The 14,892-nt window shown below is 75.6% G+C and carries 10 protein-coding genes; 8 read left to right on the forward strand and 2 right to left on the reverse strand.

What is annotated here, in order from left to right:
• From AB0873_RS12215 to AB0873_RS12240, 6 genes are read left to right on the forward strand one after another with little or no spacing between them, the layout of a single operon-like run.
• The gene (locus tag AB0873_RS12215) at positions 1 to 330 is read left to right on the forward strand and encodes a hypothetical protein (RefSeq protein ID WP_366599718.1); all 330 of its coding nucleotides are present in this window, start codon (positions 1 to 3) and stop codon (positions 328 to 330) included.
• The gene (locus AB0873_RS12220; protein ID WP_155331501.1) at positions 327 to 701 is read left to right on the forward strand and encodes a hypothetical protein; all 375 of its coding nucleotides are present in this window, start codon (positions 327 to 329) and stop codon (positions 699 to 701) included. Before AB0873_RS12215 ends, AB0873_RS12220 begins: the two co-directional genes overlap by 4 nt.
• Positions 698 to 3,199, forward strand: coding sequence for a baseplate J/gp47 family protein (locus AB0873_RS12225; protein WP_366599719.1), 2,502 nt, complete (start codon positions 698 to 700; stop codon positions 3,197 to 3,199). Before AB0873_RS12220 ends, AB0873_RS12225 begins: the two co-directional genes overlap by 4 nt.
• A complete protein-coding gene (locus AB0873_RS12230) occupies positions 3,196 to 5,601 on the forward strand; it encodes a hypothetical protein (protein WP_366599720.1) in 2,406 nt (801 codons plus the stop codon). Before AB0873_RS12225 ends, AB0873_RS12230 begins: the two co-directional genes overlap by 4 nt.
• Positions 5,598 to 7,661, forward strand: a complete 2,064-nt coding sequence (locus AB0873_RS12235) for a phage tail protein (RefSeq protein WP_366599721.1) — start codon at positions 5,598 to 5,600, stop codon at positions 7,659 to 7,661. Before AB0873_RS12230 ends, AB0873_RS12235 begins: the two co-directional genes overlap by 4 nt.
• Before the next feature lies 1 nt (position 7,662).
• The gene (locus tag AB0873_RS12240) at positions 7,663 to 10,221 is read left to right on the forward strand and encodes a DUF6519 domain-containing protein (protein ID WP_366599722.1); all 2,559 of its coding nucleotides are present in this window, start codon (positions 7,663 to 7,665) and stop codon (positions 10,219 to 10,221) included.
• A 166-nt stretch (positions 10,222 to 10,387) separates the two neighbouring features.
• Here AB0873_RS12240 and AB0873_RS12245 read toward each other — a convergent pair whose 3' ends face one another.
• Entirely contained in the window at positions 10,388 to 13,393 is a 3,006-nt protein-coding gene (locus tag AB0873_RS12245; RefSeq protein WP_366599723.1) for a DUF4157 domain-containing protein, read from the reverse strand.
• Between the two features lie 101 nt (positions 13,394 to 13,494).
• Positions 13,495 to 13,905 (reverse strand): YbaB/EbfC family nucleoid-associated protein, encoded by a 411-nt coding sequence (locus tag AB0873_RS12250; protein WP_366599724.1) that lies wholly within the window; start codon positions 13,903 to 13,905, stop codon positions 13,495 to 13,497.
• 160 nt (positions 13,906 to 14,065) lie between these two features.
• Here AB0873_RS12250 and AB0873_RS12255 point away from each other — a divergent pair, with 160 nt between their 5' ends.
• A complete protein-coding gene (locus AB0873_RS12255; protein WP_366599726.1) occupies positions 14,066 to 14,389 on the forward strand; it encodes a PE domain-containing protein in 324 nt (107 codons plus the stop codon).
• Between the two features lie 5 nt (positions 14,390 to 14,394).
• A complete protein-coding gene (locus AB0873_RS12260; RefSeq protein ID WP_155331493.1) occupies positions 14,395 to 14,889 on the forward strand; it encodes a hypothetical protein in 495 nt (164 codons plus the stop codon).
• The last annotated feature ends 3 nt before the right edge of the window (positions 14,890 to 14,892 follow it).

Below are 14,892 nucleotides of genomic sequence, written 5' to 3' on the forward strand. Positions count from 1 at the left end.
GTGCCCGGCTACCTGCTCACCACCGCCACCGTGGCGACCTGCCCGCACGGCGGGTCGGCGAGCTTCACCGCGGGCCAGGACCGGGTGCTGGCCGACGGCGCCCCGGTGCTCGTGCTCTCCGACAGCACGACGATCACCGGCTGCCCGTTCATGGTCGGCAACGTCGCCAGCCCGTGCACGACCGTGCGGTGGCAGTCCCCGGCCGTCCGGGTCACGGCCGGCGACCCGGTGCTGCTCGACACCAGCGTGGGGCTGTGCCTGAGCGCGGCGTCCGCGCCGCAGGGCACGCTCCAGATCAGGACGAACCAGTCGAAGGTGGAGGGCAGATGAAGCGGTTCGCCGCCCAACCCTGGGCCGTCGGCGCCGGCCGCCGGCTGGCCACCCGGTCGGCACTGGAGCACCTGGACGACCTCGTCCGCATGGTTCTGCTCACCGGGCCGAACGAGCGGCTGCACCGGCCGGGTTTCGGCGCCGGACTGGGCCCGTCGACGCTGTTCCAGCCGCTCTCCCCGGACCTGGCCGGCACCGTGCGGGCCCGGGCCCGGGGCAGCCTCACCGACGCGCTCGGCGACCGCCTCGACGTCGTGGACGTGACCGTGACCGTCGCCGACTCGACGGTGTCCGCACAGGTGGTCTACCGCCCCCGGCCGGCAGGCGAGACCCGGACTGTCACCCTCACCCTGCCGGCGGCGGCGCTGTGACCACCTTCGACGCCTACACCGAGCCGGTGCAGCCGCAGGCCAGTCCGCTGCGCCGGCCGGAGGCGCTGTTCACCGGGGGCAGCGTCATCGGGCTGCGCGCGGCCAGCGCGACCGGTTCGGGAAGCACCCGCACCGTCTCGGTCTGGCTCTACGACGACCCGCCGGCCGGGCTGACCGCCGCCGGGCTGTGGACGTTCCAGGGCCGCCCGGCGGTCACCGTCACCGGCCCGGGGACGGTCGTCGCGGCGACCACCGACCCGGACGGGAATCCGGTCCCCGCGCACCTCGACCTGCCCGTGCAGGCGGTGGGCGCGGCGCTGCCCGGCCGCGCGCCGTACCGGCTGGGCGTCGACCCGGCGGGCCTGGCCGGGCTCGGGCTCCAGGTCGATCCGCTGCGCCGGCACCTGCCGGTACGGCTCCGCCCGGAGTGCGGCGACGTGCCGGACTGCGTGCGGATTCCGGAGCAGCCCGCCCCGCTCACCCCGCCCGACTACGACACCCTGGCCCGCGACTACGCCGAGCTGCGGGCGATGCTCCTGGAACGGCTGGACGTCCTCGCGCCGAACTCCGACCACTCCCCCGCCGACGTCACGGTCACCCTGCTCGAACTGATGGCGCACCTCGGTGACCTGCTGCACTACCGCCTGGACCGGATCGCCACCGAGACCTGGCTCGGCACCGCCCGCCGCCGCGCCAGCGTCACCCGGCACGCCCGCCTGGTCGACCACCCGGTGCCCCCCGCGACCAGCGCCGCCACGTTCGTGCAGGTGCGGCGGGCCCACCCGAACGCCGGACCGACCGACAGCAGCTTCGTCGTCCAGCCAGGGGACACCGCGACCGACGCCGTCGGGGACCCGGAACGGTCGCCCGACGCCGCGCACTTCACGCTGGAGACCGACGCCCCGGTCACCGTCTTCGCCTCGCACGCCGAGGTGCCGCTCTACGACTGGACCGAGGCGGACGCGGTGCTGACCGCCGGCGCGACCAGCGCGGTGCTGGTCCGCCCCCGCCCGGCCGACGGCGCACCGCTGGCGACCTGGCTGCCGGTGGGCTCGCTGCTCGCCTTCGAGGTGGTCGCCCCCGGGCCGGCCGGCGCGCAGCAGGACTGGGCGCGGCGGCTCACCAACTGGCCGCCGGACGACGGCGGCGGCGAGCAGATCCGCCTCCCCCTCGCCTCGTACCCGGCGCAGGTGGTCCGGGTGACCCACGCGGTCGAGATGACCGACCCGCTCTCCCCGGGCCTGCCGCTGGTGCGGGTGTCCTGGGACGCCGCCGACGCGCTGACCCGGCCGGTGCCGGTCAGCGTGGACCACTCCGGCGGCACGCCCCGCGTCGGCGTGGCCCGGCTCGGCGTCCTGCCCGCCCACCACGGTCTGCTGGTCGACGGTCCGGCGGCGATCGCGCCGCTCGACCCGCTCACCGGCGGCCGACCCGACCCGGCCCGCCAGCGGGTCGCGGACTACCTGCTCGTCCGCGCCGCAACGGCGGGACTGTCCTGCGCGCCCGGCGGCCGGCCGTGGCGGCTGGACACCCGGGTGGCGCTGCCCAGCGGCATCACCGTCGGGGCGACCCGGGTGACCAGCCTGCTGCGGGCGACGGCGGAGGGGTTCAGCGTCGTGGTCGACCACGACGACGACCACCCGCCCCGGTTGCGGTTCCGCACCGGCGTGCTGGGCGTGGTGCCGCCGGCCCGGTCGGCGGTGACCGTGCGCTACGAGGTCGGCGCCGGCCCGGGCGGGCTGATCGCGGCGAACACGTTGACGCGGCTGGTGCGGAGCACCTCCCCGGCCGGGCAGCCGTGTGTGTGGGCGGAGGCCGACGCGAGGGTCACCGCGCGCAACCTCACGCCGGGGGTGGGTGGCGCCGCCGCCGTGCCGCTCGACGACGTACGCCGGGACGCTCCGCAGGCGTACGCGGCGGTGCCCCGGCGGGCGGTGCTGGTGAGCGACCTGCCGCCGTTCGCGACGCAGGTCCCCGGTGTGGCCCGCGCCGCGGCGCGCCGGTCGTGGTCCGGATCCTGGCCGGTCGGCCTCGTGGCCGTGGAGTTGGCGGGCGACGTGGACGACCCGTCGGTCGGCGCCGCGGTGGCCGAGGTGATGGACGCGGTGCGGATGGTCGGCACGGAGGTGGTCACCCTGCCGGCGACCCCGGTGGGCCTGCTCGTCGCGGTGACGGTGTGCCTGACCCCGGGGACCGATCCCGCGCTGGCCCGGCTGCGGATCCTGGCGGCGCTGCGGCCGGGCCGGCCGGGGGCGGTCTTCACGCCCGCCGCGCACCCGCTCGGCACCTCGGTGTACGTGTCGACGGTCGTCGCGGCCGTCGCCGGGGTGCCCGGGGTGGACGCGGTGCGGGTGACGGAGGCGCGCCGGCTGTCCGAGCCGGCCGGGACGTACCACGAGGTGCTGGTGGTCGGGCCGGACGAGATCGCGGTCTGCGACGACGACGCCGCCGCGCCGGACCGGGGCCGGATCGAGCTGACCGTGGAGGGTGGCCGATGAACGCACCGGAGCCCCGTGAGCTGACGCCCCGGCCCGACCCGCCGCCGGGTCTGCCCCGGCTGCGTCGCCGGCTCGCCGACCGGTACGACTTCCGCGACGGGCTGCTCGCCGGGATCGCCGGGGTGACCGGGGCGGGCGGGGCCGGACCGCTGGGCGCGCGCCTGGACGTGGCGGGCGACCCGGCCGTCGTCACCGCCGCCGAGCTGTGGTCGCGGGTGGCCGACTCGGTGGCCGCGTACACCGAACTCGCCGCCGGCGAGCGGTACCTGGGCACCGCGCAGGACTGGACGGACCTGCGCCGGACCATCGATCTGCTCGGCCACCGGCCGACGCAGCGGACCGCGGCGCACGGCTGGATCCGCTGCACGACGGACTCCGGGGCCGGTCCGCTCGTCCCGGCCGGCACCCGGGTGCAGGCGCCGGGCACGTCCACCCGGGCCGCGCAGACCTTCGAGGTGGTCACCGACACGCAGCTGCGCGCCGACTGGGCCGACCTCACCGTCACCGCCGTGCCGACCCCGCAGCCGCCGCCGGGCCGCGGGCTGCGGCTGCTCACCGATCCGGGCTTCGGCGCCGGCGACCGGGTGGCGCTGGTCGCCGAGAAACCCTCGGGGTACGTGCCGATGCCGTCGACCTGGTGGGGCTGGCTCGGCTGGATGTCGATCGTCTACACCCTGTTCGCCAGCAACCTGACGCTGCGCGCCGTGGTGACGGTGACGAAGAGGTCCGACGACCTGGGCGCCTTCCTGGTCACCACCGACCGGGAGCTCGCCGGGCTGCTGGCGCCGGTCAGCGGCACCACGTACGCCGCCTACCGGGTACGCGCGAAACTGTCGCTGGCGCACCGGCTCAGCAAGTTGTCCTACGTGAACTCCTCCGGCGCCGCCGCCACGGCCGCCGTCAGCTACCCGGGCGAGGCCGCGGCGGTCGGCTCCGGCCACCTGCTGGTGACCGACGCGAGCGCGGCGAGCCCGGGTATGAACATCCTCGTCTCGAACGCGTACGGCGCGTTCGTCACGACGGTCGAGTCGGTCAGCGGCGTGGACTGGTCGGTCGCCCCGGGGACAAAGCACCACGTCGGCCGGATCGAGCTGACCGACCCGCTGCCGCCGGGCCAGCGGAACGACGACATCGAGATCCTGCTCGTCGACCACCGGGTCGTCGCCCAGCACCACGAGCTGCCGCCGCTGGCCCCCGGCGGGACCCGGCTGCGGGTGCATCCCCGGCCCGCCGAGGTGCCCACCCGGATCGCCGTGCAGACCAGCGCCGGCTGGGAGCTGGCGGACTGCTCGCGGGACGCCGGCGACACCACCGACGACGTGGGTGGCATGCTGCTCGTCCTCGGCTCCGGGCTCACCGGGACGGCCGCGAAGGCCCCGGCGACCGCCAACCTCGTCCCGGTCCGGCACGGCGAGACGCGCCGCGGACCGCTGACCGTGGCCGACGGCGGCACCGTCGTCCCCGGCCCGGTCACCGCCGACGTCGACCAGTCGGGCCGGGTCACCGACAGTCTCACCGTCCGGGTCGGCGGGGTGGCCTTCGACGAGGTCGACAGCCTGTACGGGCGGGACCCGACCGCACCGGTGTTCACCACCCGGCTCGCCGCCGACGGCCGCCTCGTGGTCCGCTTCGGCGCCGACGCGGTACGCGGCGAGGTGACGGCGACCTGGCGGGTCGGCGGCGGCCTGGTCGGTGAGCTGGACGCGACGCGGATCGACACGTTGCTCGGCAGCGTGCGGGGCGTCCGCAAGATCGCCGGGGTGGGCCGTACCACCGGGGCCGCCGACCAGGAGGACTCGCTGCAGATGCGGCGGGCCGCCGCGGCCCGGGTCCGCGCGCTGGACCGCGCGGTGTCACTGGACGATCTGGCCGACCTGGCGCTCGGCGTGCCGGGGACGAGCCACAGCGTGGCGTGGCGGGGCGCGGGCCCGGTGGGCTGCCCCTGCGGCGGGAGCGGTCTGCATGTGGCGTCGCTGCGGTTCGGCGACACGGGGGTGCGCGCACCGCTGCCCGCCGAGCTGACCTCGCTCGCCGGCTACCTGGACGCCCGGCGGGACACCTCGGTGGGCCTGTGCGTGTGCGCGGGCGTGCCGAGCGCGCTGACCGCCACGCTGACGGTGACCGCCGACCCGCGCCGGGACCCGGTGACGGTCCGGGAGGCGGTCGGCGCGGCGCTGCTCGACCCGGCCGGCCCGCTCGCGCCCCGACCGCGCGACCTGGGCGTGCCGGTCGACGCGAGCGACGTGCTGGCCGTGGCGCAGGCGGTCACCGGGGTCGTCGGCGTGGTCGCGCTGTCGGTCACCCCGGGCGTCCGCGCGCCGTCCGCCGCCGAGGCCGCGATCGGCCGGACACCGGCTGAACGGTACGAACTGTTGAGCGTGACGGCGGTGCATCTCCAATGAGCGAACGTTTCCTGCGTATGGTGCCGCCGGCCCTGCTGAACACCGGGCCGGCCGGCGCCGACACACCGCCGCTGCTCGCGTTGCTGACGGCGTTGGAGGAGCAGTGGCTGCTGCTCGCGGCGGACGTCGACCGGGTGCTCGACGACGCCTTCCCGGACAGCGCCGCGGACTGGGCGCTGCCGTACCTGGGCGCGCTGCTGGGGCTGCCGCCGGACGCCGACCGGCGCGAAATCGCGTACGCGACCGCGCTACGCCGGCGCAAGGGGACCCCGGCCGCCCTGGAGGACTTCGCCGAGGTCGTCACGGGCTGGTCGGCACGGGTGCGCGAGGGCTGGACGGCGACGGTGTGGTGCCAGCAACTGCGCCACCCGGTCCGGCGTACCGCCTCGCTGGACCTGCGCAACGGCGAGCACCTGCTGGCGGGCACCGGGCTCGACCCCGCGCGACGGTCGGTCACGCCGGGCGGGTCGTTCCACCCGGCGGCGGCGACCGTGCAGGTGTTCCCGTGGCAGGTGCTCGGCTACGAACAGGTCCAGGTGGCGCCGCTGGGGGGCGGCCGGTTCGCGCTGCACCCGCTCGGCGGCAGCGCGCCGCTCTACCTGCGGCCGCGACCGCTGGAGATCGCCAGCGACGCCGAGGACGAGCGACCACCCGGCGAGCCGCCCGCACCGCGTCGTCCGCGCACGCCGGACGAGCTGCCGGTACGCGCCACGTGGCGGCTGATCGACGCGCTCGGCGACGTGAGCTACGGGCCGGTGTGGACGCTCGCGGCCGACCATCCCCTCACCGGTGACGGGCCGGCGCTGCTGGAGCTGACCGTGGACGGCGTGCCGCTGCCCTGGGCGAAGATCGGGCTGACCGCCCTGCCGCCCGCCGGGTCCCCCGCCGCCCCGGCGGGGACGGTGCTCGTCGACCCGTACCGGGGGGTGGTGAAACCCGCCGGGGACGTGCCGGGCACCCTCCGCGCCACGTTCTACCGGGCCGTCCCGGGGCGGCTCGGCGCGGTGGCGAGCACCGCCGAGACCCGCGACGACGCGGGCGTGGTGATCGTCGTCGATCCGGCGTCGGGTCCGCACCCCGCCGGGCAGATCGTCGTGCCCACCCTGACCGCGGCGTTCGCCGCCGCCACCGCGGCGACCAGCAGTTCCAGCGAGCCGGACGCCCCGCAGGTGGAGATCCGCCTGCTCACCAGCGACCGGCTCGCCGCGCCCGCGGCGCCGGTGACCGGCACCCCGACGCTGACCCGGTGGCGGGTCGTCGCCCCGACCGGGTGCACCCCGGTGGTCACCGGGGACCTGTCCCTGCAGCTGACCGACGTGCGGATCGAGCTCTGCGGGTTCCTCCTCGCGGGCGCGCTGCGGATCGGCGCCCAGCTCGCCGGCGTCGACCTGGTCGGGATGACCGGCGACCCGACGTCCGGGCACGGGATCGACGTGGACCCGACCGCGTGGACGGTCCGGCTGGCCGCGACGCGCTGCCTGCTCGGCCCGATCCGCGCCGACCTGTCCGCGTACCCGATCCAGCTGACCGACTGCGTCGTCGACGGGCGGGGCGCGGCGCTGATGCCGTGCGGCGGCGATCCGGGCGGCGACCCGACCCGCGCCGCGATCGCCGCCGCCGACCGGTTCCCGCCCGACCTCGTCGCCACCGGGGTCACCTTCGTCGGGCCGGTCGGAGCCGACGAGGTGTGGGTGACCGACTGCCTGTTCACCGGCGGGCTGCGCACCACCGTCACGTCCACCGGCTGCGTGCGCTACTGCCACCTGGGCGAGCACGACTCGCCACAGGCCCACCCGCCCGCGTACCACTGCCTGACCGGGCCGTTGCCGCGCTTCGGCGGGATCGGCTTCGACTCGGCCGGCTACTACGCGCCGGTGGTGGACGCCCCGTCGGCCCGCCCGTCGCCGGCACTGCTCACCGGCGCGAGCGACGGTGGCGAGATCGGCGCCTACCACCACGCCCGCCGCGGGCCGCTGGCCGCCCGGCTGGCGCAGCGCCTGCCCGAGATGACCCCGCTGACCGTGCATCCGCACCTGAGCGTCGCGCACCCGGAGGAATGACATGACCGGAGACGTCACCAGCGTCCCGTTGCGCGCCACCGACCGGTGGACCGCTGCACTCATGCAGCAGGGCCGGGTGCTGCTCGACACCGACTGGAACCTGGTCGTCGGGGGCTCCGCCCGGGACGCCCGGCAGCTCGCCCACGACGCGATCGGCCCGGCCGGGGTGCCGGTCGGCAGCACCGCCTTCAAGGTGGAGTTCGTGGGCGGGGCGTTGACGGTCCGCGCCGGGACGATGTGGATCGGCGGGCTGCTCGCCCGCAACCCCACCGACCTGGGGTACGCGGCACAGCCGGAGGTCGCCGCGCTGCCCGCGTCCGGCCTGGTGAACGTCTACCTCGACGCGTTCGTCGAGGAGGTGCAGGCGGCGGAGGACCCGAGCCTGCTCGACCCGGCCCTCGCCGGCGTCGACACCACCACCCGCACCCGGGTGGGCTGGCGGGTACGGGCCGTCCCCGCGACGTCCCCCACCTGCTCGGGCGCCGGCCTGCCCGTACCGGTGTCGACCGGCCGGCTGGACGTCTCGCGGACCGCCGCGCCGGTGTCACCGGACCCGTGCGCGCCTCCGGACGACCCGCGCAGCAAGCTGCCCGACGGGCTGCTGCGCATCGAGGTGCTCGACGCGGGCACGGAGAAGACGGCCCGGTTCGCCTGGTCGTATGCGAACGGCAGCGACGCGGTGGCGGCGACGGTGGCCGGCACGACGGTGACCCTCGCCCCGTCGCCCGCGGTGACGTTCGCCCCCGGCGACCTGGTCGAGGTGTCGACGCTGGCGCGCCGGGCCGACCGGCGCGACCACGGCGCGCTGTTCACCGTGGCGGCGGTGGCGCCGTCGGCCGGCGGCGACACGGTCACCCTCGGTACGGCCAGCCCGCTGGCGGGCGACCCGCCGGGTACCTGCCTGCGGCGCTGGGACGGGCAGGTCGTCGGCGCGGCCACCGCGGTCCCGCTGACCCTCGGCGGGGCCGACGTCGGCATCGCGTTCACCGCCCGCGCCGGCGGCTACCAGGTCGGCGACTGGTGGGGGGTGCGGGTCCGCGGCAGCGCCGCCGACGCGGTGGAGACGCTGACCGACGCCCCGCCCGACGGCGTCGTGCACACCGCCGCGCCGCTGGCCGTGGTGGACCTGACGAACAAGACCGTGCTCACGGACTGCCGGCCGACCTTCCCGCCGCTGACCGACCTGCGCGGCGGGACCTGCACGGTGACCGCGTTCCCGGGTGACGACCTGCAGGCCGCCCTGGACGCGTTGCCCGCCACCGGCGGCGAGCTGTGCCTCGCCGCCGGCACGTTCCGGGTCGGTGCCCCGCTGACCGTGACGGGCAAACAGCGGGTGGTGATCACCGGGATCGGACCGGCCACGGTGCTGGTCGGCGAGAAGCACGAGGCGGTGCTGGTCGCAACCCGCTGCCCGGACATCGAGGTCACCCGCCTGCGGGTGGAGTCCGGCCGGGCCCCCGACACCCCGCCCGGTGCGGAGCACCTGCTGGGCGCGTTGACGTTCCTGGGCTGCGACGGGGTGCGGGTGCGCGACTGCGAGGTGTGGTGCCCGGACTCGTCCGGGCGTGCGCAGTCGGGCATCTACGCGGCGCCCGACCCGGACGGCAGGCGTCCCGGCGCGGTGGAGGTGCGTGGCAACCGGCTGGAGATCGGTGACCACCAGGCGGGCGTCATCGTCGCGTCGGCGACCGAGAGCACGGTCGTGGACAACACCGTCGTGCTGTCGGCCGGCAAGGCGACCACGCTGATGACCCGCCTGGTGGCCCGCGAGCTGGGCCGGTTCGTCGCCGGCCACCTGGCCGCCGACCCGGCGGCCGGCGGCGGCGCGGCGGTCGAACTGGCCGACGGGCGCACGGTACGGATGGGCGGCCCGGCCGCGCTGCGCCGGGTGGCCGCCGACTGGGCGAAGGCCACCTCGACCCGGCGGCTGAAGTCCCGTGCCTCGCTGCACCAGGGGCTGGCGCGGTTCGTCACGGCCAGCGCCACCGAACCGCACCAGGCGGCGGTCGGCTCGGTCAGCGGCCGGTTCCTCGCGGCGGCGCTGAAGGACACCCGGGCCGTCGGGCAGGGCATCGTGGTGGCCGGCGACCGGGCGAACCTGGTCCGGGTCGAGGGCAACGAGGTGACCGGGGCGCTGCAGGGCGTCCATGTGGCACTGCGGGCGGCCGGCGGGGGCCGGCGGGTGCTCGGCCAGGTGGTGATCAGCAACAACACGGTGTCCTGCGCGGTGCCGTTCTTCTGGGGCCGCCAGCGGCACGCCTTCTACGTGGGCAGCTTCAGCAGCCTGACCATGCTGGACAACCACGCGCGGTTGCACCGTACGGGCGACCAGACCGACGGCACGCCGGTCGACGCGGTGCGGGTGACCGGCCAGCTCGGCGCGTTCCTGCAACTGCGCGGCCTCGACGCGTCCGGCCCGTTCCGGGCCGGCGTGGTGCTGCGCGACGAGGGGGCTGCGCAGAGGGTGTCGTTGCGTTACGTCAGTGACGTGCTCAACCCGCTGGGCGTCGGGGTACGCGTCGAGTCGGGCTCGTTCCTGCTGGACCGTTGCTTGCCATGACGGCGGGGAATATCCTCGTAGGTCCAGGCATGCGCCAACCCGCGGTAGGGACAGCCGAGACCTTGTGTAGCGGATGAGGGGTTCGACACCCCGTATGGCTGGACGGCACGGATGAGAAGGCGCCGACGAGGTCGGCGCCTTCTGATGTGTCCGGGATCGTTCGGGCTCACCAGCCGTTGGCGGGGGTGATCGTGCCCCCGCCGGTGGGTGAGTAGTCGGCGTTGAGCTGGCGGATCCGGATCCGGCCGGCGGCGAACGCGGCCCGGATCGCGTTCTCCAGCGCGGGGTCGCCGAGGTTCAGCCGGCCCGGTGCGATGGCGGCCTGCAACTCGGCCCGCCAGGTGGGCTTGAGGGTGGTGGCCGGCGTCGGGAAGCTGCCCACGGTGGACAGCTTCACGTCGGTCGCGATGAGAGTCACCTGACCGTTGGCGTCGATCTGGGCGGTGTAGAAGTCGCCGCCGGGCACGTTCGAGCCGGTCGGTCCCTGCAACCCGATCTCGCCGCGGGCCAGTGCCGCCCGCCAGGCCGCCGCCTCGCCCTCGTCGGCCCGGATGCCGGTGATCAGCGACCGGGCCGTCTGCGCCGACGCGGACCGCTGCCCGAGCACCTCGCCGGAGAACGGGTCGACGACCTGGCGGGCCGGGTTGGGAACGAACGCGCCGGTGGAGACCCGGATGGTCAGCGCCTGCTGCGGTTGCTGCACCGGTGCCTGCTGCTGGACCGGCGCGGGTGCCTGCTGCTGCACCGCTGCCGGCGCCTGCTGCTGGACGGTTGCCTGCTGCTGCACCGCCGCCCGGCCCTGCTGGACGAAGCCGCCGTCGCTGTCGCGCACAACGATAGTGGTCGAGGCGGAGGACTCCCCCACCCGCAGCGACGGCCCGACGTTGCCCAACCCGATCATGGCCGCGCCCGCGTACGCCCGCACGCCGCCCATGAACTGCCGGCCGAGCTGGAACGCGCGCTGCTGGGTCGGGGTGACCGTGGTGGGCTGGCGGCCGGCCAGCCCGCCGACGGTGAGCCCCAACGCGCCGGCCTGCAACGTCTGGCTCCAGTCGCCCCCCGACTGGAGGTACGTCCCGCCGGCGCCGGCCAGGCTGGGCAGCCCCACGCCGACGCCGAACCGCGCTCCGGGTGAGCTGAGCCACCGGGAGCCGGTCCCGGCCGCACCGCCGAACATGCCGAGCCCGGCGCCCCACGCCCCGGAGCGCAGCACGAAACTCGCCCGGCTCTCGCCCTCCGGGACGTCGCTGAGCGCGGCGCCGGTCATCGACCCGATCGCGTTGCCGCCGCCACCGGCGAGCGCACCGCGCCACAGCTGCCCGCCGCGACTCAGCCCGGTCGCGCCCATGCCGAGGTTGCCGGCCAGCCCCAGGCTCGCCCCGCCGCCGACGCCGATCGCGAAGCCCTCCCCGCCGACCCGTCGCCCCTCGCTCAGACCGGTCCGCAGCGCCGCCTCGCCACCGTGGCCGGCGACCAGCTCACCGCCCGCCCCACCGGCGAACCCGAGCAGGAAGCCCTCACCGCCGACGACCGCCCCGGTGCCGACCGCGGTCATGCCGGTGGCCAGCAGGCCGGTCGCGCCGGTCCCGGCGACGCCGGCCGCGACCACCGGGGCGGCGAGGATCGCGCCGATGGACAGCGCCACCGCGAACGCCAGGTTCCGGGTGATGGTCAGGCCGGTGACGATCGAACCGGCCGCCGCGACCGCCCGGTCGATGCCGTCGAGCACGATGGTCTGCGCCTGGTCGGCCTTCTCCACGGCGGTGAAGACGGCGTCCGCCATCTCGGTCAGCGAGCCGCGTTGCTGGGCGTTACGGAAGCGGCTGAGCGCGATGTTGGAGTCCGCCATCGGGTCGAGCATGCGCCGCTGGACGTCGACCGGCTCCTCACCGCTGACGACGCTGACGAAGAAGCCGACGACGTACTGGTCCTCGTAGTTCAGTCGCATGTGCTCGCGCATGCGGTACTCGGTGCTGTCGTTCACGTCCCGCGCCCGGCGCGCCGCCTCCTGCAGCGCGGCGGTGACCTCGGCCCGCACCCGGTCGGCGAGTTCCTGCGGGAAGACGAGCAGCTCGCCGTCGTGCATGACGTACGCCATACCCGGCTGCTCCTGGTAGGGCCGGATCGACTCGATCAGCCGGATGTTCGCGAGCACGCCGGACCGGTCGGCGCCCGCCGCCGGGGACAGGGCGCGGGCCAGTCGCTGCTGCTGCCGCTGCGCGCTCGCCCGGCCGAGTTCCGCACCGAGGCCGGGCTCCAGGTTGGCGAGTTCCTGGCGCAGGACCGACCGGTCGGCCCGGCTCAGGTCGGGACGCTGCAACCAGGCGGTGATCAGGTCCACCTCGGCCCGGATCTCGTCCGGGTCGGTGAGCTGTCTGCTGTTCCGCTCCCGCAGGATGCGCGGCATCTCGGTCTGCTCGGGCAGCTCCGGCTGGGCGGGCCCCTGCCCCGCCCGTCCGCGGCCACGGCGTCGCGGTGGCGGCCGGTCGGCGGCCCGGATGGCGGCCTGCCGGCGGGCGAGCTCCGCCTGCAGGGCCTCCTTGGCCTCCATCATCCGGTCGGTCTCCTGCGAGCCCACGATCTGCCGGTTGAGCCATTCGTCGACGGCGCGCAGCTCGTCCACCAGCTCGGTGAACCCGTAGTGCCGGACATCCGGGGTCGTCTGCAGCCAGTCCTCGGGGGCGAACGCGACGTACGACGTGCCGGTGGTGCGCAGCGGCCCGAGCGCGTCGAGGTCGTGCGCGCCGTGGTGCGCCTGCGCCTCCGCGTCGTCGGGTGCGGCATCCCCGTCGCCGGACTGCTGGGCGGCGTGGATCAGCTCGTGGGTGAGCAACGCGTCGGGGAGCTCCTGCCCCGGCCCGACCGCGATCCCGATGTCCCGCCCGGCGGTGAACGCGGCGGCGCGGGCGGCCCGGGCCGCCGTCCGCACGTGCGGGCCGGTGTGCACCCGTACGCCGGCCAGCGACACGCCGGTTGCGGCCTCGACGGATGCACGGACCGCGCCGTGGACGGGCCGGACCGGGTCGGCGAACGCCCGCTCCAACGCGACCCGGCCGAACTCGGATCCGGCTGCCGGCCGCGGCGACGCGGACGGGCGTTGCTCGGTGGTCGGAACGGTCTTCACCGCGGGCGGGGCGGCGCTCGGGGCGGCAATGGCGTGGGATTGGCTCACCGCAACTCCATCCGTCCCTGCCCATCATGCCGGCGCGCCGATGGTCGAACAAGGACCGTTCGGGCTGGTGAGCATCACCGCGCCAGCGGACCGCCGCGCGGCTACCCTCGCGTGGCGCGGGCGGCGGCGTCCTGCTGGGCGCGGGTCAGCGCGTCCACGAACGAGCGCATCTGCGGGACCGCGGCCTCCTGGACCTGCTTCAGTTGCGCCATCATCTCGGACAGGTCCACCGCCGGCCCACCATGGCCGCGTTGGGCCTGCTGCTCGTCCAGGGCCGTGTTGACCGCCTCGACGATCGCGGCGGCTACCCGCTCCATCGGCAGCCCCTTCAACCCCGGATCGAGGGTCAGCGCGGCGAGCCGTCCATTCGCGCCCAACTCGGCCTCGACCCAGCCGTTCGCCGCGCTCGTGCGCACCGGCTCCGCGCCGCCGGTGGCTGCTTCCTGCACCCTGCCGGCGGCGGCGACCACCTGGTCCAGCATCTCGGCGAAACCCTCACTGCTCGGACGCATACCCCGCTCCCCTGTCCCCTCGGCCGCCCCTGAGCGTACGAACATGCCACACCGTCCGCGGCCCGCACCCGACGGACCCGGGACCGTCCGCGTAACCCGCGGGTTGGCGTCTGCCGATAGGATCCGTGCCGCCACAGTCCGTCACTCGATCGGGGGAACGGTGCCAGGCTTCGACGTGCAACCGGAGGCGATCCTCACCGCCGGCAACAACCTCGCCACCAGCGGCGAGGATTTCCTGGAGCAGTTGGCGGCGTTCGAGGCCGCCACTGCCGCCTACGACGGCGCCTGGGGCGACGACACCATCGGCACCTACATCGGCACCGCCTACGTCGCCGTCGCGCAGTGGGCGCTCGACTGCTGGCACACCGTCGCCGACGAGCTGGCCGCCGCCGGCGACGACCTGGTCGGCGTGGCGGAAGCCTACGAACGGGTCGAGGCGGACGCCTTCACCGCGTTGAACGCCCTCGGCGAGAGCCTCGGCTGACCGGCATGGGACTGCAGCTACCGGGTGAGCTGGTGTCCATCCTGGGCATGCTCGGCTACGACTGGCCCACCTCGGACGAGGAGCGGTTGTTCCAGCTCGGGCAGTTGTGGGTGGAGTTCGCGCCGAAGATGGAAGCCGCGGGAGCCGCGGCCCTCGCCTCAGCCTCCACCTACTTTGCGAACAACCAGGGCGAGGCGGCCCAGGCTTTCCAGGCGTGGTGGAACGGCGCCGACAGCCCGGCGAACGCGCTTGCCCAGGGCATCCCCGGCGCCTCTCTCGTCGGGGCGGGGATCATGGTCTGCGCCGGCGTCGTCCTCGCCCTCAAGATCCAGGTGATCGTGCAGTTGGCGATCCTTGCCGTGCAGATCGCCCAGGCCATCGCGACCGCCGCCGTGACGTTCGGTGCCTCGCTCCTCGAAATCCCGGTCTTCAAGATGATCACCTCGCTGATCCTCGACCAGCTCATCGCCATGGCCGTCGAAGCGGTGCTCAATGGCTAGAGG

This window comes from Micromonospora sp. NPDC047707 (genome assembly GCF_040704235.1).
Classification (GTDB): domain Bacteria; phylum Actinomycetota; class Actinomycetes; order Mycobacteriales; family Micromonosporaceae; genus Micromonospora.